The organism is Pseudomonas sp. 5P_5.1_Bac1 (assembly GCF_025466015.1).
Taxonomy (GTDB): domain Bacteria; phylum Pseudomonadota; class Gammaproteobacteria; order Pseudomonadales; family Pseudomonadaceae; genus Aquipseudomonas.
Genome location: NZ_JANLNX010000091.1, coordinates 111,063 through 136,553 on the forward strand (window position 1 = coordinate 111,063; position 25,491 = coordinate 136,553).

Here is a 25,491-nt window from a genome sequence, read left to right on the forward strand (position 1 = left end):
CCCCTGACGGGGCACCCACCCTTCGACCGAGAGGATTCGAACATGCCTTCTGCTGCCCTGAAAACGTCCCTGCAAGCCCGGCTCGACCTGCTGCAAACGTTGTGGGCTCGCCGCGATGCCGACGCCATCGTCCGCGAGCTGTACACCGACGCCACCGAAATCACCGGCGCCGGCAGCGACGCGCTGTACCACGGCACCGCGCAACTGCGCGAACTGCTCACCGCCCTGGTGACCGACTCCCGCGGTGCCTCGATCCGCATCGACCGCCTCACCGCGCTGGGCGACAGCGCCGCCTACACCTGGGTCACCTGGCGCGTGCTGCCGCTGCAGGGCGAGGCGTTCGCGATGAAGAGCCTGTTCGTCTGGTCGCTGATCGAGGGTCAGTGGCGGGTGATCGCCGACATGTATGCCGAGGGTGAGATCCCCGCCTGAAGCCCTGTCGCCGGCTCCTGCGGGAGCCATTCTCCTTCCTGTTCCGAGACCGTCATGATGCGAAAACAACAACTCCAGGCATCCGTCCCGCTGCTGCTGGCTCTTTCACCCTGGGCGCAGGCGATGACCCTGTATCAGGACGCCGACAGTGAAATCTCCGCCAGGCTGCAAGGCGCTGCCGGCCTCTTCCACAGCCGCGAAAGCTACGGCCAGACCGGCGAGCGTGAGCCCGGTAGCGTCAACTGGCAGGAAACCACGCTGCAATACGGCATCGACTTCAAGCACCGCACGACTGGCCTTGGCGAACTCCATGGCGCCTTCGACTGGGTCAGCAGCGCCACCTTCGGCGATGGCGATGCCGCCGGCTGGACGGTCGGCGACGAGCGCACCACGAAAATCGAAAACGCCTGGCTCGGCTGGCGCTCCGCTGATCTTTTTCCGGCCTTGGGCGAGAACGGCGTGGAGCTTTCTGGCGGGCGCCAGAACGTGGTGGTGGGTGACGGCTTCCTGATTTCCGGCGACGCCCTGAACATCGGCCGCGGCATGCTCGACGGCGCGGTCAACCGCGGCGGGGCCTACTACCTCACCGGCCGCAAGGCCTTCGATCAGACCGCCGTCCTGCGGTTGGGCGGCGACCAGGGCTGGCGTGGCGACCTGATGTGGCTAAAGTCCGACAACCCGGCCCAGGCCAGCCCTGAACTGGCGGTCGCGACCCTCGAACACATCGCTGCGCCCGCCACCTTCGGCCTGACCGCCATCAAGGTCACCGACACCGACGAGGCCTTGGCCGAACTGCTCTACCCCGAGCGCAAGGGCATGAAGCTTTACAGCGTCCGCGCCCAGGGCAACGCCGGTGTCAGCGACCTGTTCCTCGCCGCTGAACACGCCTGGGAGCGCAAGGACGCCGGCAACGAAAACGCCTGGTACCTCGAAGCCGGCTGGACCTTCTCGCAACTGCCCGGCAAACCCGGCGTCAACTACCGCTACAGCCGCTTTTCCGAAGGCTACGACCCGCTGTTCTACGGCAATGGCCGGGCGCTGGGGACCTGGTTCCAGGGCGAAGTCGCGTCCAACTATGCCGGCCCGTTCAACAGCAACACCCGCGTGCACCATCTCGGCGTCAAGGCCGCCGTTAGCGATAGCGTCAACGTGGGTGCGCTGTTCTATACCTTCGACACCCTCGACCCGAGCCTGGGCAATCGCGACGGTCGCGAGCTGGATCTTTACGCGGAGTGGGCTATCGACTCGCACTGGAGCCTGCTGCCGCTGGTGGGCTACTACAAACCCCGGCGCAGCGCGGAAGACGGCGGGAGCCAGTTGGAAACGTCGCGGGGCAATCTCTATGGGCAGGTGTTGCTGGTGTGGAGTTACTGAGCGCAACTGACGGCCCCCGGCTGCATTTCCCGACCTGAGCGACTACCATTACGCCCCCTCGCCGTCAGGTTGGGGGACGTTGAACAACAACAGGAGTCGGGGATGCCCCTCACTGATTGGTACTGGAACCGCTGGATCCGCCGCCAGGGCTGCAAGCTGGGTACTCGCTTGTCGAAGTTCCACAAAAAGTCCGTGCTCACCCTCGAAGACGGTGTGCGCATGGGCAACGTGCAGATTGCCAGCCATGCGCTGTCCATCGGTGCCCACACCTACATTCGCGGCGAAGGTCAGTTGCAGTTCGTCGGTGCCATCGGGCGCTTTTGCTCCATCGGCAACGGCGTGGTCATCGGCCAGGAAAAACACAACCATCCCACCGACTGGCTGAGCACCCATCCCTTCCAGTACACCGACACCGACTGGGAATACGATGCGCCGATCGAAATGACCACCATTGGTCATGACGTCTGGATCGGCCACGAGGCGCTGATTCTCGAAGGCGTGCATATCGGCACCGGCGCCATCATCGCCACCCGCGCTCTGGTCACTCAGGATGTTCCGCCTTACGCGGTGGTTGCCGGCGTGCCGGCGAGGGTGATTCGCTATCGCTATCCCGAAGAGATGATCGAGCGCCTACTGGCGACCCAGTGGTGGGAGCGGGATTTCGAAGCACTGAAGAAACTGCCGCTGAACGATCCGGCGGCGTGTCTGGAGAAGCTGGAAGGGCTTTCGCCGGCGACCTATCGGCGGCTGGAATTGAGGCGCAAGGGTGGGCGTCGAGTGTGACAGTCCGAGCCTTCGGACCTTGATTCGAAGGCTCGGATTACCGCGTCGAAAACCTTACTTCGACGCGGCCAGCTTGCAGCAATCTTTCAGATCACGCTGCGCCTGGGCTTCGGAGATTTGCTCCAGGCCAGCGCCACCCACGAATGCACCCATCTTGATGTACTGGCGCAGGTAGTAGTTCTTACCCGGCTCGGTAACCAGGGTGAGGGTGTTGTCGCTGAACTCGGATTCAGTGCCGATAACGTGTTTGCCTGGGGCGAGGAAGCGGTGGAAGTACACGCCTTTCGCCGTTTCGCCGATGAGTTCGCCGTCAACCGTCAGCGATTTCTTCAGTGCTTGTCCGGTGAAGCTGTCGCGGTAAATGTACAGGCCAGACTTGTCTGCAGGTGGCGCGGAGAAGGTCTTGAGCTGGGCGTCTGCTTCAGTGGAACCCATCGGTACGGAGGCGCAACCGGTGAGGATGGCGAAACCCAGAGCAGTGCCGAGCAGCTTGATGCTGTTACGCATTGAAAATCCTTTTAAAGAAGAGAATGAAGGCGCCGGAGCAGTGAGTGCTCCGGCGATATCATTCTGCCATACCGTTTGTTTTTATCGTGTTGCTGCTGTGGTTTTTTCGAGGGTTCATGAGCGGCGTCAATAGTTCAGGGCTTGGTTATCTGGGCAATCAGGCGCTCTATCACGGCATCTTCCTTCTTGTGATTACGCCTTTTCCTGAGGCAAGATTCTTCGTTTCAGCTCAGGGAAGATGCTTATGTCCGCGTCATTGCACAGCGCTGCCGCACAGATTCGTCAGGCGGTGCGGGTCGCCACCGAGGGGTTGGTGGGGCGGGAGCAACTGGCCGAGCTGATCGTGCTGGCAGCCGTCGCGCAAGAGCACATTCTGGTGGTCGGTCCGCCCGGCACCGCCAAGAGTGCGGTGGTGCGCCGGGTGGCGCAGTGTATGGGCGGGCGCTATTTCGAATACCTGCTCGGGCGCTTCACCGAACCCTCCGAACTGTTCGGCACCGTGGACCTGAAAAAACTGCGCGAGGGCACGGTGGAGACCGATGTCAGCGGCATGCTGCCCGAAGCCGATATCGTCTTCCTCGACGAAGTTTTCCTCGGCTCCACCGCGATCCTCAATACGCTGCTCGGCGTGCTCAACGAACGCCGCTTCCGTCGCGGTCACACACAGATCCAATGCCCGCTGCGGGTGTGCGTCGGCACCGCCAACGGCCTGCCGGACGATGAAGCGCTGGCGGCCTTCGGTGATCGCTTCCTGCTGCACCTGTTCGTCGACGCGGTGCCAGACAACCAGCTCGAAGCGATGCTGTCCGGCGGCTGGCAGTCCGAGCAACGCCCGGTCCAGCAACTGCTGGGGTTGAGCCAGCTGGATGTGCTGGGCCATGCGCTGAAAGATGTCGACCTCGCGCAGGTTCGTCCCGCGCTGGCCCAGGCCATCCGCCGCCTGCGCGAGGCCGGGGTGCAGTTGTCGGACCGGCGCATCGTCAAGTCCCAGCGCCTGATCGCCGCCGCCGCGTTGCTCAGTGGTCGCACCGAAGCCAGCGAAGCGGACCTGTGGCCGCTGCTGTACGTGCTGCCGACCAAGGAGATTCAGCAGCACGGTCGCGAGGTCCTGCGCGATCTGTTCGCCCAGTCCAGCAACAGCCATTTGTTCAGTGCCGTGGAAGAGGCGACATTGCAGCCGATGTCGCGGCTCAGCCGTCTCCTGGAAACCGCCGAAGACTACCTCGCCCGCCGCGAGCCACCTGCCAGCGCGCAACTGGAAAACCTGCTGCGGGAAATCGACGCCAACTTCAACAGCCAGACCATGCCGGCCCAACTACAGGACGTTCGTGGACGCGTGACCCGCCTGCTGACCAGCACTGTATGAATGCCCCGCTGATGAGCTGGGGCTGGCGACCGCGCTCCGAAGCGGCCGCGCCCCAGGCGGCGGTGGGCTGGGGCGATGCGGCGCGGCGCCTGCATGCGCGTCTGGCGACGTTGCCCGAAGAACAGGCGGCGCGGCTGCAAGCCACGGCCAATCGCGATGTGCTAGTGGTGTGTGGCGCGGCCGAGGATTTGCCCTGGGTCGATGGCGTTGAATATGCCGCCACCGATGAGCGCGCGCCCGGCCTGTGGCTGCCCACCAGTTGGGAACCCGACGTGCCGCTGGACCTGCTCGGCCAGGCGCTGTCGCGCGCCTTTTCCCGCGCGCCGCTGTTGCTCTGGCGTGAGCCGCAGGCGGTGGTTCCCCTTGATCGACAACTGCCGCTGACGTCGCAGCATGTGCAGCGCATCGCCGCGCACTGGACGGGCCGCTGATGCAATTACCTGACTCCCTGCAACCGTGGCGGCAATGGCTGACCTGGTTCGCCCCCGAGCACCTGCCGTTGTTCGCCGATCTGCTCGGGCGCCTCAACCCGATCCTCGGTCCGTGGCGCGGCCTGCAACAAGGCGGTGTGCCCGAGCCCGACGGCCTGGGCGACCTGCAGCGTCGCGGTTCCTACGAGCGCCTGCTGTCCAGCGAATGGCTGCTGGCGGGCGAGGTGCCGGAAGAATTCCTGCGCCGGGCGGTCTCCGGTGAGCACATGTTTCTCGCCCCGCAGTACCAGGCGCGGCAGGCCAGTCGCCTGATCGTGGTGCTGTTCGATGCCGGTCCGCTGCAACTGGGCGCGGCGCGGCTGGTGCATCTGGCCTTGTTGATGCTGCTCGCGCGCCGTGCGCAAGAAGCGGGCGCCGAATTGCGTTGGGGCATTCTTCAGGACGCGCCACAGTTGCGGCCCTTCGATGGCGCGGCGCAGCTCAAGGCGTTGCTCGCCGCGCGCACCTGGAACGTGGTCAGCGAGGAACACTGGCAGGCCTGGCGTCACTGGCTCGGCGAACAGTCGCAACAGGCCGGCGAGTGCTGGCTGGTGGGACAGCGCCTGCCCGCCAGCGACCGCCAGTTCTGCTCCCACCGCGTGCACCTGCACCGTAGCCTCGACGGCCAAAGCCTGACGTTCGAATTGCTGGCGGGCAGCCAACGCCGGGTGTTGCTGCCGATCCCTGATGAGGGCTCGGCGCTGCAATTGCTCAAGGGCCAGTTCGAAGGCGAAGTGGTTGCCGCACCGGTCAAAGGCGCCGTGCCGCGCGTCGCCCAGACCCTCGCGCCGATCATCTCCAGCCACGGCGGCCACGTGGCGCTCAGGCTGCTCGACCAACCCGGCATGGTGGTCATCAAGCTGCCGGCGCATAACCAGAAAAAGGGGCTGGAAGTTCGCACTTCGGTCTGGAGCGGCAGCTCGTCGCCGCTGGGGATCACCTTCCTCGGGCGCTCCATTGGCGCGGTGTTGAGCGAGGGGGATCAACTGCGCTTCTGGCACATGAGCGGCCTGAAAGCAGTGGACAAACCAAGCCGCGACCAACTGCAACTGCCGCCCGGCACCGCCACGCTGCTGCCCACCGTCTGGATTCGCAACAGCACCGCCAGCCGCCTGCTTCTGCTGGACAGCAAAGGCCATCTGGCGAGTTGGTCCATCGCGGGCAAAACCGATGCCGGGCCCGACAACGGCAAGACCCGCTACCTGGCAGACGACGTGATGGCGATGGCCAAGGTCGACGAGGACGCCATGGCCTACGTGCGCCGCGACGGCAGCCAGTTGTATGCCAGCGCCGTAGGTGTTTCGGGTGTCGTGGGGCCGTTCATGGTGGGCCCGGCCAAGGACGTCACCCAAGTGCTGTTCATCGCCGGCTGGCCGTGGCGCGTGGGCTTCGGCGGCTGCGCGTTGTGCTCGGTCGAGAACGGCAGCGAGCGCTGGACGGTGATGACCGCCAGCAGCTTCCCCGTGCGTTCGGAGCGCATCGAACTGGCCCCCGGCTGGAGAGGCATCGGCCTTCGACAGCGCAAGGAAGAACACCATTGCGCCCTGGTGCTGCTGGGCCCGAACCAGCGCAGCGTCGCCCTCTACGAGGAAGGGGAGCAGCGGATGCTGTTCACCACCAGCGAAGAAATCGTGCGCTACAGCTACTGCCCGATGACCGAGCTGATCGCCGTCCTCACCAGCGCCCGCGAGCTGTTGGTGTACTCGCTGGCGCAAGGCAGATTGCGGCTGCAGGTGAGCTGCAACCAGACACCGGAAACCACAAGGATGCTGTCGGGTGCTTGATGACAACGTGGCGTTGATTCGCCGCCCGGTGTTGACCGGGCACCAATTGATCGACGGCCTGTGGCTGCCCCGCGAACGCTTCGATGAACACGCGGCGGCGCGGCTGATCCTGAGCCAGTGGCAGACCGGCGCCAGTGCCTGGCGCTTTGTCGATGGCGACCTGTTGCGCTTGCGCCGGCCGCTGTCGGTGCACTGCGAAACCCTGACCGGCTGGCCGCTGATTCGTCAGGGCCGCGCCCTGTGTTCCGCGCTGCTCAGCCCCGAAGAAATCCGCACGATGCCAACGGCGGACCTCTGGCTGGTACGCGGTAGCCACGTCGAGGCCCTGCACCTGCGCGACGCCGAAGTGCTGTCGCCGGAGCAGTGGATCGATATCAGCGGCTACACCCTGCTGGACACCTACGACTGCCGTAGCACGCTGGCGGAACCGGATCTCGATCTGCTGACGCCGTCTGCCGACACGAGGGAAATCTTCGGCGACGCGCTGGCGCCGGTCAGCCCGGAGCGGGAAGGGGTGATGAACGCCCTGCAGGCGCGGCAGCAGAACGCGCAGGCCGGGCCGAAAGCTACCGCCGAGGCAGCGGGTAAAGATGAGTGGCAGCGTCCTGATTCGACATCGTCCGTCTGGCCGAAGCTGGGGGTGGCCATTGCGATCATCCTCGCCTTGCGCTGGTTGAGCGGTGGCGGCGTCAGCTCAGCGTCGGCCAACGACACGGACACCTGGAACGCGATTCTCAAGATGATCGCCGCGACGCTCATCGGTGCAATCGTGGTGACGCTGCTGTTGGCGGCGGTGCGCGCGTTGCTGCAACGCCGGCACAGCGCACAGCCGGCGTCACGTCCCCAATCGCCGGGAACGGCAGACGCACCGGCCAAGCCTCCAGCGCTTCCAGGCCGCGCGCGCCCAACACAATCCCGCCCCGCCTTGTGGCGCCGCCTGCTGACCCGCCTCACCCTCAATTCGCGCTTGTCGGCCCTCTACGGCAAACGCCAGGCCGACTACATGCGGCGCATGCTCGAGATGTTCGAGAGCGGCGATTTCCAGGAAGCCTTGCGTCACGCCATCCCCCTCGGCGACGAGCAGGGCAGCCGCGAACAGGCGTTCGGCGCGCCCAAACGCCGCGACGACCTCAGCCTCAACGGCCAACGCGGGCCGGCGCGAAGCATGCTCATGGACGAGGGCATGGACGATCACCTGCGGAAAATCTACCGTCACTCGTTCGAGCGCCTGGACCGCGAAGGCCGGGTCGACGAAGCGGCCTTCGTCCTCGCCGAACTGCTCAAGGCCCGCCAGGAAGCCCTCGACTATCTGGAAACCCACGGCCGACACACCCAGGCCGCTGAGCTGGCCCTCGCCTGGGACATGGCGCCGGCGATGATCGTGCGCCTGCTGTGTGCGGCGGGTGACTGGCAGCGCGCGATTCTCGTGGCCCGCCGCGACGACGCCTTTGCCGACGCCGTGGCCCTGTTGCAGGAAAAGTGGCCGGAGAGCGCCGACCGCCTGCGCCTGGAATGGGCCGAAGCCCTCACCGGCAAAGGCCTCTGGCTGCAAGCCGTGGACGTAGTCTGGAGCCTGCCCGCCGAGCGCGAGCGCGCCGCGCAATGGCTGCTCAACGCCGAAGCGGCGGGCGGCCAGTTGGCGATTGGCGCGCTGGTCAAACGCGCGATCCTGTTGCCCGACACGCTCGACGCCTACAGCGACTGGGTCGAGCAACTGCGCGACGATCCCAAGCGCCACGCCGAACGCGCCGTGCTGGTCCGAGCCCTGCTGGAGCACAAAACCCGCGGCGGCGCGCTGGCGTGGCTGGCCGGCGCCATCGCCAATGCCGTTGTCGCCGACCAGGCGGGCGGCCACGGCCAACTGACCCAGGATCAACTCAAGGCCCTGATCAAAATGAGCAAGGACAACCTCCTGCTCACCGACCTGCCCAACAAAGCCCCGCCGCACTCAACAGTGGTGCCGCTGGACAGCGTCGACGCCGTGCAGGAATGGACCGCCCCGGAGCTGGGCAGCCGACCGATCTTCGACGCCGTCCCGCTCGACGACCAACGCTACCTGATCGCCCTCGGCGAAGCCGGCGCGGCGGTGATCGACGCCCACGGCAAAACGGTCTTCCACTTCCCTGTGCCTGCCCAGGCCATCGTCATCGGCCACAGCCGTCAGGTCGCGCTGGTGGTTGCCAGGCGCAGTGACGTCTGGCGCGTCAGCAAGCTCGACCTGGTCAACCGCAGCGCCCTTGACCTTGGCGTCCTGCGTTTCGACGTCTTCGCCCGCTCGTTCGACGGCACCGGCTGGACCATTGGCCGCGACCACCAGTTACGTGTGGTCGACGCCGACCGCGACTTCACCACCCTGTGGCATGTCAGCGACTTGCCGGGCCGCGTGCTGGCGCTCAAAGAGGATGAACACAACGAATCCATCTGGCTGCACGGTGCCGACGGTAGCGGCCACGTGTGGCATTACCGCCTGCCTGAGCGGCGGCTGGCGGGCAACGATCCGCTGCCGGGGCTGAAGCATGAAAACAGCTTCTTGCTGCTGACGGCCAACGGCGACGTTACCGAAGTGGGCCTCAAACTCAAGCCCGGTGCTGACGCCATTCTGGTGCTGGAGCTCAAAGGAAATCGCAAAGGCTACCGACTGCCCGGTTTCGAAGAAAACACCCCGACAGAAGACCCGCTCAACCTCTACCTTTCCGGCCCGTGGCTGGTGGCCTGCTATGCCCTTGCCGGCGAAGACACCCGCGTTTACTTCACCCACCGCGGCAGCGACCAACTCTGCGCCCGCCTCGACTGGCCGGCGGCGGATGTGCAGGTCCGGTGCGTGGGGAGTGACTGGATGCTGTTTGATGGGCAGGGACGGCTGAGCCATATCAGCGTGGCGGAGGGGTGGCAGAGGAATGTGGTGGTGAATTGACAGGATGGCTTGACGCGGAACCTGTAGGAGCGGCTAACAGCCGCTCCTACAGAATTGAGGCTCAACTCATGCGATAGCGCCTGACCGCTGAATAGCTCACCCTTCCACAACCCGATACCGCGTACTCCGCCCCCCGCCTTCCAGTTTTTCCAGCAACCCCTTCTCCAGCAAATCCGCCAGATGCCGCGTCGCCGTCGCTTTGCTCACCTTCGCCACCGCCTGATACTGCGCGGCGCTGATGCCGTGTTCGAAGCCCTTGGCGCCGCCGTCCAGCAGTCGATTGAGCACCTTCAACTGCTCCGCCGACAGCGGTGTCAAACGATGCGCCTGCCAGAACCGCGCTTTGTTCAGCACGCGATCAATGGTTCCCAACGCCTGATTCATGGCCGCCAACAGCGTTTGTAGAAACCACATCAGCCATTCAGTGATATTCACCGTACCCTTCTGACTCTGTTCCAGGATGCGGTAATAGCCTGCGCGGTTGTCGAGAATGCTGGCGGACATGGCGTAGAAGCGGATCGCCTGCTGTTCGCCCTGGGCCAGGGCCAGGTCGGTGAGGGCTCGGGTCAGCCGGCCGTTGCCGTCGTCGAAGGGATGCAACGTCACGAACCAGAAATGCGCCACGCCCGCGCGCAGCAGTGGATGCAGCGCGTGCGAGTCACCATTGAACCAGTCGAGGAAACGCTCCAGTTGCGTTTCCAGCCCTTCGCGCGGCGGGGCCTCGAAATGCACTGTGGGCCGGTCCAGTCTGCCGGATACCACTTGCATCGGCTCATCGCCGCGCAACTGGCCTACCCGCAGCGAGCGCTGCGCCAGTGAAGCGTCCTGGTTCGGAAACAGCAGGTTGTGCCAGTGCAGCAGGCGTTCCTGCGTCAGTGGCTGTTCCGGGTGTTGGATGGCATTCAGCATCAGCTCGGCAAGACCTTCGCTACGCGCGCTGGTCTGGCTTGTGTCTACCTCATCCACGCCCAGGCGCCGCGCCAGGGACGAACGCACCGACCCCGCATTCAGGGTTTCGCCCTCGATGGCGGATGAGGTGATGATGTTCTGCAACAACGCATCGAGCATGCTTTGCCGGCTCTGCTCGTCGCCCACCGCCCCCATCTTTCCAGCCAGCAAGCCTTGCTCATGCACGCACTGGCGCAGCAACTCGCCGAGCTGATCCGCCTGCCAGTGAAAGGCCGGCCATTGCGGTTGTTGCCAGATCCAATGGGGTGTCATGGGAAACCTCTGAGCCGAATACGGAATCTATTCGGCTCATTTTGTGAGCCGAATAAGAAGTGTATTCGGCTCACACGGAATCACAAGGCCGCTTTTTACGCGTCGAGATCAGAAATCCCAGCGAGTCGTCACCATCACATTGCGCGGGTCGCCGTAGTAGGCCGTGTTATAGAACCCGATGTTGGTGTAGTAGTACTTGTCGAACAGGTTGTTGACGTTCAGCGTCGCGGAGACGTGGTCGGTCACTTGGTACTTGGCCATCACATCCACCAGCCAGTAATCCTCTTGGACGAAGTCTTCGTAACGGCTCTTCGGCCCGTTGTACACGTTCTGCCAGGCCTTGCCCTGCCAGCGGGCGCCACCGCCGATCGTCAGGCGGTCCAGTGGACCCTGCAGTTTGTAGGTGGTGTACAGGCTGACCTGATCTTCCGGCTCCCAGGTCGACACCTTTTCGCCATGCTCGTCGCGGATGATCTTGTGGGTGTAGCCGGCCTGGATCTGCCAGCCAGGCGCCAGTTCGCCGGACACCTCGGCTTCGTAGCCTTTGGTCTTGGCCTTGATGCCGCGGTTGGCGTATCCGATGCCGGGGGTGGTCGGATTGGCGTTGTATTCGGCGTCTGGCTCGGCGCGATTGGTTTCGTGCACTTCGAAATAAGCCAGGCTGGTGTTGAGCTTGCCGCCGAAGAACTCGCCCTTGATCCCCACTTCGTAGTTTTTGCCTTCGTCCGGTTCCAGCAGCTTGTTGGCGCTGTCGCGGTTGTACACCTGCGGCATGAAGATGTTGGTGTAGCTGGCATAAGCGGTGAACGTGTTGTTCAGGTCGTACGTCACGCCGGCGTAAGGGACGAGCTTACCGGTCTCGGTGGAGTGGTTGTCGCCGGTCAGCCAGTAGTTGGCCACACGGCTGCCGAGGAACACGTTCAGGTCGTCCGTGACATTCAGGCGCGTGGTCAGATAGCCTGCGGTTTGTCGCGTGGTTTCATCGATGACTTTGGTCGGCGTGTTCCAGTTCGGCTCCGGGAAGTTGCCGTCGAAGCTCCAGAAGTCGACCACACGACCGTTGGCGTGGGTCGGGTTGCCGTAGTCCTTGCCGCTCCAGTGCGAGTTCGACGCCGAAGCACCCACCACCAATTCATGTTCGCGGCCGAGCAGGTTGAACGGTCCGCTGGCGTAGATATCGCCGGAATCAGCGCGGGTATCGCCGGTGAACTTATTGGCGTACAGCGTCGAGAGACCGGTCGCGGGGAACGGACCAAGCTGGATCGCCCCCATGGGCGCGTCGTACCCGGTGTATTGATGGGTGTACTGGCCTTTCAGCACCCAGCCATTGGCGAAGTTGTGCTCCAGGGTCGAGAACACGCTCTGGGTGTACTGCTCCCAGCTACTCCACTTGGCGCCATTGTTGTACGAGCGCGACACATCGATGCGGTTGCCGCTGCGGTCGAACAGCGGACGACTGCCCGACCAGCCCGAGCCTTTCGGGTCGCTGTTCTGATAGTCGAAACCCACCGTCAGCAGCGTGTTTTCGCCCAGGTCCGCCTCCACGGTGCCGAAGTACACGCTGGTCTTGCGCTCATAGCGGTCCATGAACGAATGCTTGTCCTGATACGCCATCACGGCGCGGCCGCGCACGTTGCCGCTGTCGGTCAGCGGGCCGCTGACATCGACCTGGGAGCGGTAGTTGTCCCAACTGCCGGCGCCGAGTTCTACGCTCGCCTTGAAATCCTGGGTCGGCTTTTTGCGGATCAGGTTGATCGTACCGCCGGGCGCGCCGGCGCCGGTCAACAGGCCGGTCGCGCCCTTGAGGATTTCCACGCGATCGTAGATCGCCATGTCGCTGAGGGTCTGGCCGGATGAATAGGCCGAGTTGCGCAGGGTCGGGATCCCGTCGTACTGGAAGTTCTCGATCGAGAAGCCGCGGGCGTAGTAGTTGGTGCGCTCGCTGTCGAAGGTCGACACGGTAATGCCCGGTGTGTGGCGCATCACGTCATCAATCGAGTTGAGTCCGAAATCATTCATATGCTGGCGCGTGATCACGGTGATCGACTGCGGCGTCTCCCGCGGCGTCAGCACCAGGCGCGTGGCCGTGGCGATGGTGCCGGGGGTGTACGAACCGCTGCCTTCGGTGATGGTGCCCAACTGGTTCGACGTCACCTCGGTGGCGCCCAGCTCCAGCGCCGCCGACGCCTGGCTCGCGACCAGCACATAACCGCCGTTGCCCTGGCGCTCGGCCCGCAGGCCGCTGTTGCCGAGCAGGCGCGCCAGGCCTTCATCGACGCTGTACGCACCGTCGAGCCCGTTGGTGGTGAGGTTGCGCGTCTGTTCGGTGTCGAACGAAATCGTCACCCCGGCCTGCACGCCGAACTGGGTCAGGGCGTTGCCCAGCGGGCCGGCGCTGATCTGATAAGTGCCCTGGCTTTGCGCCATCGCCTGGGCCGGCAACAGGGCCAGGCCGGGCAGCGTGGCGAGGGACGCACCCAGCACCGCGAGGCGAACCGCGCGGCTTATCTTGGTCGTGGTGGTGAGGGGTGACTGACGCATGGATGATCCTTCCGTTGTAATGGCAGAAACTCGCTGTGATCGCGGCGTATGTCATTGACGGATGAGAATCAAAATCAGCAAGGTCGCGGACAGACTATTTGCAACAGCGGCTCAAACCGCCTCGATGCTGACCCAATAGCGCGTCAGATAACGGACCTGCACCGGCAGCGTCCGCCCGAGGTTTTCCAGGATCGTATCGCTGTCGTCGACGCGGAACGCGCCGGAAATGCTCAAGTCCTGAACCGCTGCTGCGCAGCGCAGCACGCCGGGGCGATAGCGCTCCAGTTCCGCGATGAAGTCGCCCAGACGCCAGTCGTTCACGCTGAGCATGCCCTGCGTCCAGGCGCTGGCGCCGGAGGGCAGCGCGCTGACCGCCTCGACGTGCGCAAAATCGAAACTCGCCTGCTGCCCGGCGTTCAGCCGCGACACCCGGGCGGGATCGTCGAGCGGACGCAGCTCGACCGCGTCCTCCAGCACCCCGACCCGCGTTCGCCCGTCCAGTTGCCGCACGCAAAAGCGCGTGCCGAGGGCGCGCACGCTGCCGTCGTCGGTGTGCACGATGAACGGGCGTTGGGCCGGGTCCTTGGCGGTCTGGATCATGATCTCGCCGCGGAACAACCGCACCAGCCGCTGCTGCCCGTCAAAGCGGATATCCACCGCGGAATTCACGTTCAGGTGCAACTGCGAGCCGTCTTCCAGTTGCAGCGCGCGGCGCTCGCCGAAGCCGGTGCGCTGCTGCGCGAGCATCGCCCGGTACGGCACCTGCTCGCTGGCCAGCAACGTGCCGCCGACGGCGATGAGCATGCCGAGCACTTTCACCACATCCCGCCGCTGAGCCTGCGCCGCGCTCAAGCCGGAGAGGGCGGCGTGCGGAGAGACCTGCGTCCATTGTTGCTGCAGCAATTCCACCCGTGCCCACGCCGCGGCGTGCTGGGGGCTGGCCCGCAGCCACGCCTGCCAGGCCAGGGTTCGCGCGTCGTCGTGGGCGCCGTCATTGAGCTGCACGTACCAGGTGGCAGCGGCCTCGAGAATCTTGAGGTCCGGCGCGGTGCTCATTCGGGTTCGACCAGCAGCAGGCAGCGGGTCATGGCGCGGATCAGATGATTCTTCACCGTGGTCACCGACACATTGAAGCGCTCGGCGGCGGCCACGTAGGTCAGCCCTTCAAGCTGCACCGCGAGAAAAATCTCCCGCGTGCGGCTGCCCAGCTCATCGAGCATCGCGTCGATCGACATCAGCATCTCGATGATCGACAGCCGCACCTCCGGCGACACCTCCACCGGCTCGGGCCGCAGCGCCAGGGCTTGCAGATAGGCCTGCTCGATGGTGCGACGCCGCGACTTGTCGATCAGCAGCGAGTTGGCGATGGCGCTCAAATAACCGCGGGGCTCGCGGATCGGCTCGGCATTGCGCGCCGTCATCACCCGGATAAACGTGTCCTGCGCCAGGTCGGCCGCATCGGCGGTGTTGCCCAGGCGAACCCGCAACCAGCCCTTGAGCCAACCGTTGTGCTCGCTGTACAGCCGATGAAGCGCCGAATGATCAAGTGCCGACATGGGGAGGGTGCCAGGACGTTAATGGTAATCGGTCGCATTATCTTGGCGAGGGGTGTTGTGCGCAAGGGCTGAATTTCCTTGCGTCGAGGCGGACCGCACAAAGCGGACCGGCGGTTCATGAGGCGGACGGCGGCCCCTTCACCTCAGCCATCCCGGCCTGCTCCGCGCTGGCCGACAGCTTTTCGAGAAAGCGCATCAGCAGGCTCTCTTCAGCGCGCAGCCCCTTGCGCGGCGTGGCCTGGCGCAGGCTGGCCAGTTCTCCGGCATGAAACGCCTGAAACAGCGCCGGGTGGATATAGCACTTGCGACACACCGCCGGCGTATTGCGCAGCTCGGCGGCCACTTCCCCGACCATCGCCACCACATGCTTTTTCGCCGTGGTTTCAGGCTCCCATTCCAGCTCGCGCAGCAGCGTCAGTGCCAGGGCGCTGCCTGCCCAGGTGCGATAGTGCTTGGCGGTGAACTCGGCGCCGGTCAGCTCGCGCAGGTAACTGTTGATATCGCTCGACGTCACACTGTGGCGCTCGCCGTTTTCATCCAGGTACTGAAACAGTTGTTGCCCGGGCAGCTCCAGACAGCACTTGATGATGCGTGCCAGACGCCGGTCATTCACGCTCACCTCATGCTCGATACCGCTCTTGCCGCGAAAGTGAAAACGGATCGTGCTGCCGCTCACCTCGACATGACGATTGCGCAGCGTGGTCAGCCCGTAAGAGCGGTTCTGCTCGGCATACCGGGCGTTGCCGATGCGGATCAGCGTGTCATCGAGCAACTGGATCACCGTGGCCAGCACCTTTTCCCGGCTGTGCAGCGGCAGGGCGAGATGCTGCTGCAAGGTTTCCCGCAGGGCCGGCAGCGCCTTGCCGAAGGCCAGCAGGCTGGCGTACTTGTCCGCGTCGCGCACCTCGCGCCAGCGCGGGTGATAGCGGTACTGCTTGCGCCCCCGCGCATCCCGGCCGGTGGCCTGGAGATGACCGTTCGGGTCGGCGCAGATCCACACATCCGTGTAGGCCGGCGGCACCGCCAGCGCATTGATGCGCGCCACGACCTTCGCATCGCGGATGCGCTCGCCCTGGCTGTCGAAGTACGCGAACTTGCCGCGCAGCTTGCGCCGGCGGATGCCGGGCAGGGTGTCGTCCACGTAGTGCAGACCGGCGGGAAGGGCTTGGGGATCGCTCACGTCGAGGGCCTGTGGGGTTTGGTGGGTGATACTGGATTAGCCCGGTTTGTGGGGGATTTAGTTCCGCGTGTTTCAACGGGACGGTTCGGGGGCAGGGTGTTCTTGCCTCGCTGGGGGATGGGCTGTAGGCTTCCGCGGTCGCTGCGTATCAGCGATCGGGTTTGGTCGCCCGTTGAACAAGGTGCAAACAGACACATCCCCCATGCATTCCGGCGCTTTGGCGTCAGACGCGTGCTATGGCGGCTGTGTGCGGGAGGCATTCGTGCCTACCGGGTTTGCCTCTTGTCCCGGTCGACCAACCCGTTGCACAGTCGTCACCAATCTGTTTGGTCGCGGAACGGTGATGACTCCATTCGAGAGGAGTTTCGCCATGAATAAAATTGTTCCAGATCCCCCAAGTGCCGTCCTCGGCAAAACGGCCGCCCTCGTCTTTGGGCAATGCAACGCCGGCCATCCCCCCATGTTCACCGTCCGCGCCGACATAGACGCAGAAGACGCCTTGGTCCACGCCTCGCTACTCATGCAAGGCATCTACGACACCCTCCAGCAAACCTTTGAAAGCGCAGACCTGCCCATCAGCAACGGGCTTCTGCTCGCGCCGATGCATTCGGCGGAAATGGCGAAAGGGTTGGTGGATGCAGTGTTGGACGGGATTGAGATGAGGCGGTTGGGGGTGAGTAGTTAAAAGCGCTGTGTGAAGGAAGAAGGCTCACCGGGAGGTGGGCCTTTTTGTTTGCGGCATACAGCTTCTGTTAAACCCCGGTGGGAGAATGCGACGGGCCGGAAGGTTTCACTTTGGGGATGGCGAGTGTTAAAAGCGGTAGCGATTTGCTGATAGATGTTTTGGGCAACTACATCGAGCCTAAATAGGCTTCTCACGCAGATTGATGTATTTGTGCAGGAGAGGGCGAATATTAAAAAAGCTGGGTAGATTTTCATCGTACCCAGCTTCACTTGGAAAGGCTATGTGTGTGTGCGAAATAAATTCCGCTCAAGAACCTCGTACCGCTGCAGTTACGCACCGAAGCTCCAGTATTGAGTGGCACTTAACCAAGTGAGGAAATGCTAGCTAATCAATATGTAAATTTCAAGCCCTTTTTTTCAATAGCGTGCTGTAAATTGATTCGGTCGCTCCAGTTTACGAACCAAGTCTTCGAAAGTGAGTTCAAATAGTCATTGATGCGTCCTTTGTTAGGCGCTTCAAGATTGTTCAAAAGAACAGTAAGGATTGATTTTTTATATTGGTCGGATATATAGGGGCAGGCCATACAGTCCAGTAGCAAGTGAGCGGTATTGGATTCTATGGCTCGTTTATCGTTTGAGATTGCAGTCTGAATTTTTGAAAGAATATTTTCTTTTAGCTCTGTATAGTTGACATTGTCTTTTATGTAGTGCAGGAAGGTTACTGAATCAAAATAGCAGCTATTTGGTTCTGACCCAATTTTTCCATAAAGGGATATTAGTGTTTGTGGAGGCAGCAGATATTCGCTCCCGAGAGTCGATAATAGAGTAATCAAATTTAGCGACTCGACTTTGCAGTCGTCTTTCTCGTCATAGGCCATCAACTCTAAAAACAACATACTCTCGTCCAAAATTTTCTTTTTTAAACTATGTTCGTGGTCGTAAGATAAGTTTCTAGAAATTTCAAGGCATGCCGCAGAAATCTGAATTACTAAATACGTCACCCTTACCCGTGGGCTCATAGATAGAATAAAAAATGAAAGTTCAATGATTACATATAGTAAGTTGAATGCACTATCTCTTGTTTTAGGATCGTGGCTAAAGTTGACTGAGCGAAATTTCTTAATTTTTTTGCTTATTCGACTCAAAGCTATGCCAGCGACGCCCGAATAGTCGGTAGCGTTAGAAAATAAGATTTGCTTGAACTCTTGAATGATGCGATTTGCATTCTTCGACGGAGAGCCGGTGTAGTGGATGTATAGTTCACCTTGTTCGTTTTCTAATATCTTACTCTCAAAAAAAGCATCCATAAAACTACGTGTTTCACTTTTCGCCACAGTCAAAGATGTCATGAACGGCGTGGTGAATGTTACAGTTTTGCTCTCATTTATATGTAGTTTGTAGGTTTCTAAATTTTCTTTGAATTTTTTGAATATATATCTACACGTTTCTTCTTTTTTTGAAAAGACAAAGTAGTCGTCCACGTATCTTTTCACTGTATAGTCTCGATCTATCTCGAGGTCTTCAGTTGATAGAGCTAAAATTGTGTCGTTATCTATACGTTGGAGAATTATTTCAGAAAATATGCGAGAGGTCTCCGGACCAATAATTATTCCATTAGTCTCTCCGTGATTAGAGTTTCTAATTATTTCGTCAAAACGCCCTTCAAAAGACATGCCGCTATGGTTGTTCTTGGCGTATTTTTTATCTTTAACTGCCCAGGCAATGGAGTGCGTATAAATAGAGCTAAAGCATTTCGATATATCAAATCTAATAAGAAAATTAAATTTTTTCTCTATTCTGTGGTACTCATAAGACTCATAGAATTTATATAGGAAATTGTATTTGCTGTATGAAAAGTATGAGCTTGCGTACGGAAGGTTTGCGCTCTCAGAATTATCAAGCACTTTGCTTTCGGAGAACGGATCATCTTTGATATGAGGAAGATCACGATCATAGAAAAAACCAGCGATCTTTACCGGTGCCCGAAGAGAAATTTTGCTCCTTGAGCAAAGCGATGTAATTAAGACGTCGTATTGACTATAAAAGTCCACGAAGTCAAGTTGTGATATGGGGTGCGGTAGACTTAGACTTCGTGCGCCTAAAGAATCTTTTTTAATTTTGTATGGAAGTGGTATCTTCCAGTGGTTTTGTGTTTTCTGCCACTTTTCTAAAAGATCGATTATGTACGAATTTTTACTTTTGATATTAGTGTAGAAGCCTTCATTGCTGAAAATTACTGGAACTTCATAAGGGATCGTTTCCGTCAGCAGAACTCGAGTACAGTCGCCCCTGTTGATCCTTGTTTTAGGCATTTTTCCAGCACTCCTTAATCGCGCTAAGCTTTTCTTCACTCATTTTGTAAGTTATTTTATTTTTAAATCCAGAGATAAATGAGAGTCGACCTAGTTCCGATCTTTGAGTATTAATTAAAACGTTTGAAAGTGCTTTTCCGAAAGGTCCTTTCTTGCTGTGTACAGCTTTTCTCAAATAAGTTGTTAGAGCTAGTAGTGCGGGATCGTTGTGGTTCAAAAGTGGGTAGTTGTAATATATTCCGCTTCTTATCTTGAATTCGCCCTTGATATTAAATTCGCAGTTGCCGGTTAAAAAAAGCAAGCGATTTTTTAGTAGTGAGAAATTTGGCGTTTTTATATGGTCAAGTAGAGCCAAGGTTATTCTGGTTTTTATTCTTTTGACTTTTCGAGAGGCTAGCGTAACAACAACATTTTTCGAACTGGTGTTTCTTGGGATTTTTGGTATGTCTGAAAATTTAAAATTGTATCCTAAATAGTCAAGAGTGATGTCTTTATTGGGGTCAGGTAAGCAATCGCATTTCACTCGACATCTGCAGTTATTTACACAGACGCATTTGATCTCGCATCTACAGTTGATAGGTAGAAATTTGCTTTTCTTCCTATGAGTCTTTAATCCATCAGGGAGATGTTTGTAGATCTCAAGCTTGTGGGTTATTAAAAAGTCTTTGTGAAGGAAAATTATTATGTCATCCACATACCTGGCGTAATAATATACACCGGGTTGGTTTTTGATAATGTGATCAAATTTCCGCATGTGGATTTCAGAGAGGGTCGAACTTATATTTATCCCTCTAGGAATATGTAGTGGAAATACGGGGTTGCTTCGTAAAGCATTAATTATTTTTTTTGAGGTCGGAGAGAGAAGAGTCTCCTGAGTTATTGGAAGTAAGACTCTATTTAAGTCCATGCTTTCAAAAAAACTTTTTATATCAAGTCTAACTATGTACAGGGGGTTCGGTTCTTTCAGTAAAACAAAAACCTGTTTTGTAATCTCTCGTCGATTGGATTGCTTTACGCCGTAAATTCGCTTAAGGTTGTCATTAAGTTTTCTAAGTATAATAGTTTCTTTGAGCTGTCTTATTCTGACAATTTTTTTGTTTTTAAGAATGGAAGATGAAAGGCTTTTAAATGTGAAATTTGAACTGTCAATTTCATAGCTGGTATTCGTAAGTATTGAGTGTTCGTCTTGTCCGTTATTTTGTTTTTTTAATTTTCGAACATCTCGTTTGCTATGAAGAAATTTTTTTAGGTTTTCTGGGGAAAAATTTTGGTTAAGCATCTTCGATCCCTGAAGTTGTTAAGTCCTTGAATTTTTGTGTAGAAACTTGGTCGTTAGACATCAAGTGCCGAAGATATCACAGCGTGCCACTATTTTGGCATCCTAAGAAAACGAAGAAGGCGTGTGACGAGGAAGTGTTTCAGGTTGAGGGCGATTTTTGGACGTAAAAAAACCCGCTCATTGGCGGGTTTTGGTGCTTCTTAAAGCTAAGAAGCCATGTGTGGTGCCGGCACCAGGAATCGAACCCGGGACCTACTGATTACAAGTCAGTTGCTCTACCATCTGAGCTATACCGGCAGTAGGGCCGCTATTATAGCGATCGGTTTGGATCTGTAAACCACTTCCTTGCAATCCTGTTCAAAGCCCCGTATTTCGGGGCTTTTGGCGTTTCTGGCGGGGCGTTTTGTGGGGGGCTTGTGCCCTTGGAAACCTGGATGCCGGTGTCGTTGGGTTTTGCGATGGCTGAGCGGGCTTTCGCGAGCAAGCTCGCTCCTACGGGTTTTGGGTGGGGAGGGGAGCGCGGGGTTTGTGGATAAGCTGATCTGAAGCACTCCCGCCTAATTCGCTTTAACGCTTATGCACAAACCACATCGACCCCTTGCACCCCATGCAAGCACGCGACCGCGTCACAGTGTCGCGCGACCAAATGGCTGTTTTTGCTGGCCTTTAGCAGATGATCCGGAAAGCCTCAAGTGGAAAAATCCGACGCGGGGGGATTTTTTTCAAACCTTGGTTGTGAAGTTGCTCACAGAGTTATCCACAGGTTGTTCCGCCAGCAGCATGAGGTTGCGCGGGGTGAGGGGGTGGGGGCAGAAGGTGCCGAGGCGGACGTTGTAGCCCTGTTCGCGCAGGTAGAGCGCGCGGTCGAGGACGAGCCAGAGTTCCAGGGGGCGGCGGAAGAGGTTGCGCAGCAGTTCGAGGTTGCGCACTTCGGCCAGGCGTTTCCAGCCGGCAGCTTCCAGTGCGTCCCAGTCCGGGGCTTCCTTTATAGGCAGGTTTTTGAGGTCGGCGAGGTCGCGGCAGTAGTCGGCGAAGGGCTTTTGTAGCCAGGCGCTGGGCAGTGAGGGGGTGGGCAGGTAGTCGTCGGTTTGGCGCAGTTGCCGTTGCAGGAGGTCGAAGCCGAGGCGGCGGGCCATGGACTGGTCGCGCTGGCGGCGGACGCGGCTGCCGGCGGTGACGGTTTCGCTCAGGGGCAGGCCGAGGTCGTCGAGGTCGAGTTGCAAAGCGGAGGCGCGGGCGGCTGTGGATAACGGCTGGTAGTGCGGGCCGGCGGTGCGGTTGTAGCAGCACGGGGCGATGGCCAGTTGCGGGCAGCCGGCGGCGCTGGCGAGTTGCATCAGGCGTACGTGGAGGTCGCCGCAGGCGTGCAGGGCCACGGGGGTGTGGTCGGCGCGGAGGCGGGCGGCGGCGTCTGTGGCCATGACGTCCTGGAGGTGGTGGCTCGCCGGCAGGTGGTGGTGCTGGCTGAGGTGTTCTCCTGCGGCAACCAGCGCGGGGTCATATTCCAGGCAGGTGAGGTGTTGGTCCGGGTTCAGCAGGCGGCGGCCGAGGTGGCCTTTGCCGGCGCACCAGTCAAGCCAGTGGCTCGGACGGCGGGCGAAGTCGAGGTGGCTGGCGAAGGCTTCGATCTGTTGCCATTTGCGGCCGGGGACGTCGGTGCTGAGGCGCGGCGTCGCCGGGGTGAGGGCGATTGTGGATAAGTCGCCGAGGGCGGACAGTGTCTGGGCTTCGGCGGCCAGTTGTGGATAAGGCGCGGGGGCCGGGACGGTGTGGGGCTGGTTGTGGGCGGATTCGGCCTGTTCGAGGGTGCGGGTGCGTAGCCATTCGGCGAGCTGCGGGTGGGCGGTTTCCCACGGCAGGTGCCGGGTGGTGAAGGGGCGCGGGTGCCAGAGGGCGTGGTGCTGGCGGAGGAAGTGGTCCAGGGCCTGGAAGCGGGGGAGGAGTTGGTCGTTTTCCAGGTGGGACATGGGGGTGGCCTGGTGGTGAGGGCGGCGGCTTGGGGGGTGTTCGCGAGCAAGCTCGCTCCTACAGTGGGGGCGAGCTTGCCAGCGATGGGCGTCAGCGGCCTTGTGCGGCGTCCACCCGCAACCAGCGTTCCAGTCCTTTGAAGCCTTGCACCAGCACGAAGGAGATGACCAGGTAGAACACGCCCGCGGCGAAGAAAATCTCTACCGGCATGTAGGTCCGGGCGATGATGGTGCGGGCCATGCCGGTGATGTCCAGCAGGGTGACGGTGCTGGCCAGGGCGCTGGCCTTGAGCATCAGGATCACTTCGTTGCTGTACGCCGGCAGGCCGATGCGCGCAGCGCGCGGCAGCATGATGTGGAGCATGGCGGTGGCGCGGGACATGCCCAGCGCCCGCGCCGCTTCGATTTCGCCCCGCGGGATGGCCTGCAGCGAGCCGCGCAAAATCTCGGCGATGTAGGCGGCGGTGTGCAGGGTCATGGTCAGCGCGGTACACCAGAACGGGTCGCGCAGGTACGGCCACAGCGCGCTGGCCTTGACCGCCTCGAACTGCGCCAGGCCGTAGTAGACCAGGAACAGTTGCACCAGCAGCGGCGTCCCACGGAAGAAGAAGATGTAGCCGTAAGGCAGGGCGCGCACGTACCAGTGCCGTGACGAACGGGCGATGCCCAGCGGAATGGCGATGATCAGGCCGAGAATGACGGCGATGGCCAGCAGCTCAAGGGTGAGCGTGGCGCCTTGGGCCAGGCGTGGCAGCCACTTGATGATGACTTCCCAATTCATGAGTTGGCCCTCGCGAAGCCGCGTGCGGCGCGTTTTTCCATGAAGTGCATGCCTGTCATCGCAAGGACGGTCAGGCCGAGGTAGATGAAGGCCGCCACCAGGTAGAAGGTGAACGGTTCCTTGCTGGTGGTCACGCCGTTCTGCGCCTGACGCATGATTTCTTCCAGGCCGATCACCGAGACCAGCGCGGTGTCTTTCATCAGGATCATGAACAGGTTGCCCAGGCCGGGCAGGGCGATGCGCCACATCTGCGGCAGGATCAGCCGCGAGAAAATGCGCCCTTTCGACAGGCCGAGGGCCATGCCCGCTTCACGGTGTCCCTTGGGGATCGCCAGCAGTGCGCCGCGGAATACTTCCGTGGCGTAGGCGCCGAAGCACAGGCCGAGGGCGATGACCCCGGCGGCGAAGGCGCTGAGTTCCAGCCCGGGCAGGCCGAGCAGGTCGCCCAGTTGGCTCATCAGGGCGACGGAGCCGAAATAGATGAAAAGCACCCAGAGCAGTTCGGGTACGCCGCGCACGATGGTCGAGTAGGTGCCGCCGATCCAGCGCAGCGGTTTGAGCGGCGAGGTCTTGGCCAAGGCGCCGAGCAGGCCGAGCACCAGGCCCAGGCAAAGCGCCGAGAGCGCCAGTTTGACGGTCACCAGCGTGCCGGCCGCGAGTGCCGGGCCGAATCCGTGTAGATCAATATTCATGGGCAGGAGTGTTCAAGGGACCGGCACCGCGCAAGGCGGTACCGGTCGGGGCGAATCAATAGATGCTGAACGGGAAGTACTTGTCGTTGATCTTCTTGTACGTGCCGTCGGCGATGATTTCTTTCAGCGCGGCGTTCAGCTTCTCGCGCAGCGGGTCACCTTTGCGTACGGCGATGCCGATTTCGTCGCTTTCCACCACGGGCTCGCCCTTGAACTCGTAGTTCTTGCCGGCATCGGATTTCAGCCAGTCGTAGTTCACGTACTTGTCAGCCAGCAGCGCGTCGACGCGACCGGAGGTCAGGTCGAGGTAGGCGTTTTCCTGGGTGTCGTACAGCTTCAGGGTGATGTCGCTGCCGTAGGTGTCTTCCAGCCAGGTGCCGGACAGGGTGGCGCGCTGGGTGCCGATGGTCTTGCCCTTCAGGTAGGACTTGTCGGTTTTGAAGTCGACGTTTTTCGGCGCGATGAACTGCAGCTTGTTGGAGTAGTAGCGGTCGGTGAAATCAACGGCCTGCTTGCGCTCGTCGGTGATCGACAGCGAGGAGACGATGAAGTCGTACTTCTTGGCCAGCAGCGACGGGATGATGCCGTCCCAGTCGGAGGTGACCACTTCACACTCGACTTTCAGCTTGGCGCACAGGGCGTCGCCGATGTCTTTGTCGAAGCCGACGACTTGGCCGCTGGCGTCCTTGCTGTTGAACGGCGGGTAGGCCGCTTCGATGCCCATCTTCAGTTTTTCGGCGGCCATGGCATTGGCCGAGAACACCAGCGTGGCGGCAGCGGCCAGGAGGAATTTCTTGTAGTTCTGCATGCGTGTTGCTCCGTTAGCGGTTGCTGGACATGAATTGCTTACAACGCGCCGAGGTCGGGTTTTCGAAAACCTGCTGCGGCGATCCCTGCTCTTCGATCAGGCCCTGGTGAAGGAAGACGACTTCACTGGACACCTGGCGGGCAAAGCCCATTTCGTGGGTCACCAGGAGCATGGTCCGGCCTTCATCGGCCAGGGCCCGGATGACGTTGAGTACTTCCTGGACCATTTCCGGGTCCAGGGCGGAGGTGGGTTCGTCGAACAGGATGACCTTGGGTTTCATGGCCAGGGTGCGGGCGATGGCCGCGCGCTGTTGCTGGCCGCCCGAGAGTTCGGCGGGGTAGCTGTGGCGCTTGTTGTGGATGCCGACCTTGTCGAGCAGCGCTTCGGCGTGCTCGATGGCCTCGGCCTTGCTCTGGCCGAGCACGCGACGAGGGGCCTCGATGATGTTGTCGAGGATGCTCATGTGCGGCCACAGGTTGAAGTTCTGGAAGACGAAGCCGATTTCGCTGCGCAGACGGTTGATCTGCTTGTTGTCGGCAGCCACCAGTTCGCCGTTGCGCGCGGACTTGAGCTTGAGCGACTCGCCTGCCACCAGGATTTCGCCCTGGTGCGGGTTTTCCAGCAGGTTGATGCAGCGCAGTAGGGTGGACTTGCCGGAACCGGAGGAGCCGAGGATGGAGATCACGTCGCCGTCGCGGGCGGTGAGGGAAATGCCCTTGAGAATTTCCTGGTCGCCGTAGCGTTTATGCAGGTTGCGGATTTCCAGTGCGGGCGTGGCCTGGGCCATGTGCGGTCCTCATTGATTCGGTGCGTTCTGCTGTTGGCGGCCTTCCTGGCGAG

The 25,491-nt window shown here is 60.5% G+C and carries 21 protein-coding genes and 1 tRNA gene; 8 read left to right on the top strand and 14 right to left on the bottom strand.

Features of this window, described 5'->3' with window-relative positions:
• Window positions 1-42: 42 nt before the first annotated feature.
• The 3 genes from NTD82_RS18915 to NTD82_RS18925 all read left to right on the top strand — a co-directional run bounded on the left by NTD82_RS18915 (window position 43) and on the right by NTD82_RS18925 (window position 2,589).
• A complete protein-coding gene (locus NTD82_RS18915) occupies window positions 43-432 on the top strand; it encodes a nuclear transport factor 2 family protein (RefSeq protein ID WP_262129782.1) in 390 nt (129 codons plus the stop codon).
• 54 nt (window positions 433-486) lie between these two features.
• Window positions 487-1,806 (top strand): alginate export family protein, encoded by a 1,320-nt coding sequence (locus tag NTD82_RS18920; RefSeq protein ID WP_262129783.1) that lies wholly within the window; start codon window positions 487-489, stop codon window positions 1,804-1,806.
• 102 nt (window positions 1,807-1,908) lie between these two features.
• Window positions 1,909-2,589: a CatB-related O-acetyltransferase gene (locus NTD82_RS18925; RefSeq protein WP_262129784.1), complete on the top strand. Its 681-nt coding sequence runs from the start codon at window positions 1,909-1,911 to the stop codon at window positions 2,587-2,589.
• 54 nt (window positions 2,590-2,643) lie between these two features.
• Here the strand turns inward: NTD82_RS18925 and NTD82_RS18930 are convergent, their stop codons facing one another.
• Window positions 2,644-3,096: a DUF2846 domain-containing protein gene (locus NTD82_RS18930; protein ID WP_262129785.1), complete on the bottom strand. Its 453-nt coding sequence runs from the start codon at window positions 3,094-3,096 to the stop codon at window positions 2,644-2,646.
• A 244-nt stretch (window positions 3,097-3,340) separates the two neighbouring features.
• On the opposite strand from NTD82_RS18930, the gene NTD82_RS18935 reads away from it, so the two are divergent.
• The 4 genes from NTD82_RS18935 to NTD82_RS18950 are packed head-to-tail and all read left to right on the top strand — an operon-like array spanning window position 3,341 to window position 9,630.
• Window positions 3,341-4,462, top strand: a complete 1,122-nt coding sequence (locus NTD82_RS18935) for an AAA family ATPase (protein ID WP_262129786.1) — start codon at window positions 3,341-3,343, stop codon at window positions 4,460-4,462.
• Entirely contained in the window at window positions 4,459-4,893 is a 435-nt protein-coding gene (locus tag NTD82_RS18940) for a hypothetical protein (RefSeq protein ID WP_262129788.1), read from the top strand. The genes NTD82_RS18935 and NTD82_RS18940 overlap by 4 nt, the downstream gene beginning before the upstream one ends.
• Window positions 4,893-6,716 carry a hypothetical protein gene (locus tag NTD82_RS18945; protein WP_262129789.1) on the top strand — a complete coding sequence of 608 codons (1,824 nt, stop codon included), beginning with the start codon at window positions 4,893-4,895 and terminating at the stop codon, window positions 6,714-6,716. Before NTD82_RS18940 ends, NTD82_RS18945 begins: the two co-directional genes overlap by 1 nt.
• Complete coding sequence (locus NTD82_RS18950) at window positions 6,709-9,630, top strand: bpX6 domain-containing protein (RefSeq protein ID WP_262129790.1); 2,922 nt, start codon at window positions 6,709-6,711, stop codon at window positions 9,628-9,630. The genes NTD82_RS18945 and NTD82_RS18950 overlap by 8 nt, the downstream gene beginning before the upstream one ends.
• A gap of 96 nt (window positions 9,631-9,726) precedes the next feature.
• Here the strand turns inward: NTD82_RS18950 and NTD82_RS18955 are convergent, their stop codons facing one another.
• From NTD82_RS18955 to NTD82_RS18975, 5 genes are all read right to left on the bottom strand, one after another.
• Window positions 9,727-10,851: a Fic family protein gene (locus tag NTD82_RS18955; RefSeq protein WP_262129791.1), complete on the bottom strand. Its 1,125-nt coding sequence runs from the start codon at window positions 10,849-10,851 to the stop codon at window positions 9,727-9,729.
• Window positions 10,852-10,959: 108 nt separating this feature from the next.
• Window positions 10,960-13,392, bottom strand: coding sequence for a TonB-dependent siderophore receptor (locus NTD82_RS18960; protein ID WP_262129793.1), 2,433 nt, complete (start codon window positions 13,390-13,392; stop codon window positions 10,960-10,962).
• Window positions 13,393-13,503: 111 nt separating this feature from the next.
• Entirely contained in the window at window positions 13,504-14,448 is a 945-nt protein-coding gene (locus tag NTD82_RS18965; RefSeq protein ID WP_262129794.1) for a FecR domain-containing protein, read from the bottom strand.
• Entirely contained in the window at window positions 14,445-14,948 is a 504-nt protein-coding gene (locus NTD82_RS18970; RefSeq protein WP_262129796.1) for a sigma-70 family RNA polymerase sigma factor, read from the bottom strand. Before NTD82_RS18970 ends, NTD82_RS18965 begins: the two co-directional genes overlap by 4 nt.
• A 115-nt stretch (window positions 14,949-15,063) precedes the next feature.
• Entirely contained in the window at window positions 15,064-16,128 is a 1,065-nt protein-coding gene (locus NTD82_RS18975) for a DNA topoisomerase IB (protein WP_262129798.1), read from the bottom strand.
• A gap of 370 nt (window positions 16,129-16,498) precedes the next feature.
• On the opposite strand from NTD82_RS18975, the gene NTD82_RS18980 reads away from it, so the two are divergent.
• The gene (locus tag NTD82_RS18980) at window positions 16,499-16,813 is read left to right on the top strand and encodes a DUF3077 domain-containing protein (RefSeq protein WP_262129800.1); all 315 of its coding nucleotides are present in this window, start codon (window positions 16,499-16,501) and stop codon (window positions 16,811-16,813) included.
• Window positions 16,814-17,201: 388 nt separating this feature from the next.
• Here the strand turns inward: NTD82_RS18980 and drt3b are convergent, their stop codons facing one another.
• From drt3b to NTD82_RS19020, 8 genes are all read right to left on the bottom strand, one after another.
• On the bottom strand, window positions 17,202-19,124 hold the full coding sequence (drt3b, locus tag NTD82_RS18985) for an antiviral reverse transcriptase Drt3b (protein WP_262129802.1): 1,923 nt from the start codon (window positions 19,122-19,124) through the stop codon (window positions 17,202-17,204).
• On the bottom strand, window positions 19,117-20,403 hold the full coding sequence (gene drt3a / locus NTD82_RS18990; protein ID WP_262129804.1) for an antiviral reverse transcriptase Drt3a: 1,287 nt from the start codon (window positions 20,401-20,403) through the stop codon (window positions 19,117-19,119). The genes drt3b and drt3a overlap by 8 nt, the downstream gene beginning before the upstream one ends.
• Window positions 20,404-20,624: 221 nt before the next feature.
• A tRNA-Thr gene (locus tag NTD82_RS18995) sits at window positions 20,625-20,700 on the bottom strand.
• A gap of 425 nt (window positions 20,701-21,125) precedes the next feature.
• Window positions 21,126-22,370: an SAM-dependent methyltransferase gene (locus NTD82_RS19000; RefSeq protein WP_262129807.1), complete on the bottom strand. Its 1,245-nt coding sequence runs from the start codon at window positions 22,368-22,370 to the stop codon at window positions 21,126-21,128.
• 91 nt (window positions 22,371-22,461) lie between these two features.
• Window positions 22,462-23,151: an ABC transporter permease gene (locus NTD82_RS19005; protein ID WP_095155776.1), complete on the bottom strand. Its 690-nt coding sequence runs from the start codon at window positions 23,149-23,151 to the stop codon at window positions 22,462-22,464.
• Window positions 23,148-23,843 carry an ABC transporter permease gene (locus tag NTD82_RS19010; RefSeq protein WP_262129811.1) on the bottom strand — a complete coding sequence of 232 codons (696 nt, stop codon included), beginning with the start codon at window positions 23,841-23,843 and terminating at the stop codon, window positions 23,148-23,150. The genes NTD82_RS19005 and NTD82_RS19010 overlap by 4 nt, the downstream gene beginning before the upstream one ends.
• A gap of 55 nt (window positions 23,844-23,898) precedes the next feature.
• On the bottom strand, window positions 23,899-24,651 hold the full coding sequence (locus tag NTD82_RS19015) for an ABC transporter substrate-binding protein (protein WP_095155778.1): 753 nt from the start codon (window positions 24,649-24,651) through the stop codon (window positions 23,899-23,901).
• A 13-nt stretch (window positions 24,652-24,664) separates the two neighbouring features.
• A complete protein-coding gene (locus NTD82_RS19020; RefSeq protein ID WP_095155779.1) occupies window positions 24,665-25,438 on the bottom strand; it encodes an ABC transporter ATP-binding protein in 774 nt (257 codons plus the stop codon).
• Window positions 25,439-25,491 lie beyond the last annotated feature (53 nt).

Bases quoted from the DNA above. Each gene is read 5' to 3' on its own strand.
- NTD82_RS19010 (WP_262129811.1), bottom strand. From the start codon at position 23,843: ATGAATATTGATCTACACGGATTCGGCCCGGCACTCGCGGCCGGCACG.
- NTD82_RS18955 (WP_262129791.1), bottom strand. From the start codon at position 10,851: ATGACACCCCATTGGATCTGGCAACAACCGCAATGGCCGGCCTTTCAC.
- NTD82_RS18930 (WP_262129785.1), bottom strand. From the start codon at position 3,096: ATGCGTAACAGCATCAAGCTGCTCGGCACTGCTCTGGGTTTCGCCATC.
- NTD82_RS19000 (WP_262129807.1), bottom strand. From the start codon at position 22,370: ATGTCCCACCTGGAAAACGACCAACTCCTCCCCCGCTTCCAGGCCCTG.
- NTD82_RS19005 (WP_095155776.1), bottom strand. From the start codon at position 23,151: ATGAATTGGGAAGTCATCATCAAGTGGCTGCCACGCCTGGCCCAAGGC.
- NTD82_RS18960 (WP_262129793.1), bottom strand. From the start codon at position 13,392: ATGCGTCAGTCACCCCTCACCACCACGACCAAGATAAGCCGCGCGGTT.
- NTD82_RS18925 (WP_262129784.1), top strand. From the start codon at position 1,909: ATGCCCCTCACTGATTGGTACTGGAACCGCTGGATCCGCCGCCAGGGC.
- NTD82_RS18965 (WP_262129794.1), bottom strand. From the start codon at position 14,448: ATGAGCACCGCGCCGGACCTCAAGATTCTCGAGGCCGCTGCCACCTGG.
- NTD82_RS18935 (WP_262129786.1), top strand. From the start codon at position 3,341: ATGTCCGCGTCATTGCACAGCGCTGCCGCACAGATTCGTCAGGCGGTG.
- NTD82_RS19020 (WP_095155779.1), bottom strand. From the start codon at position 25,438: ATGGCCCAGGCCACGCCCGCACTGGAAATCCGCAACCTGCATAAACGC.
- NTD82_RS18945 (WP_262129789.1), top strand. From the start codon at position 4,893: ATGCAATTACCTGACTCCCTGCAACCGTGGCGGCAATGGCTGACCTGG.
- NTD82_RS18915 (WP_262129782.1), top strand. From the start codon at position 43: ATGCCTTCTGCTGCCCTGAAAACGTCCCTGCAAGCCCGGCTCGACCTG.
- NTD82_RS18940 (WP_262129788.1), top strand. From the start codon at position 4,459: ATGAATGCCCCGCTGATGAGCTGGGGCTGGCGACCGCGCTCCGAAGCG.
- NTD82_RS18980 (WP_262129800.1), top strand. From the start codon at position 16,499: ATGAATAAAATTGTTCCAGATCCCCCAAGTGCCGTCCTCGGCAAAACG.
- NTD82_RS18970 (WP_262129796.1), bottom strand. From the start codon at position 14,948: ATGTCGGCACTTGATCATTCGGCGCTTCATCGGCTGTACAGCGAGCAC.
- NTD82_RS19015 (WP_095155778.1), bottom strand. From the start codon at position 24,651: ATGCAGAACTACAAGAAATTCCTCCTGGCCGCTGCCGCCACGCTGGTG.
- drt3b (WP_262129802.1), bottom strand. From the start codon at position 19,124: ATGCCTAAAACAAGGATCAACAGGGGCGACTGTACTCGAGTTCTGCTG.
- drt3a (WP_262129804.1), bottom strand. From the start codon at position 20,403: ATGCTTAACCAAAATTTTTCCCCAGAAAACCTAAAAAAATTTCTTCAT.
- NTD82_RS18920 (WP_262129783.1), top strand. From the start codon at position 487: ATGATGCGAAAACAACAACTCCAGGCATCCGTCCCGCTGCTGCTGGCT.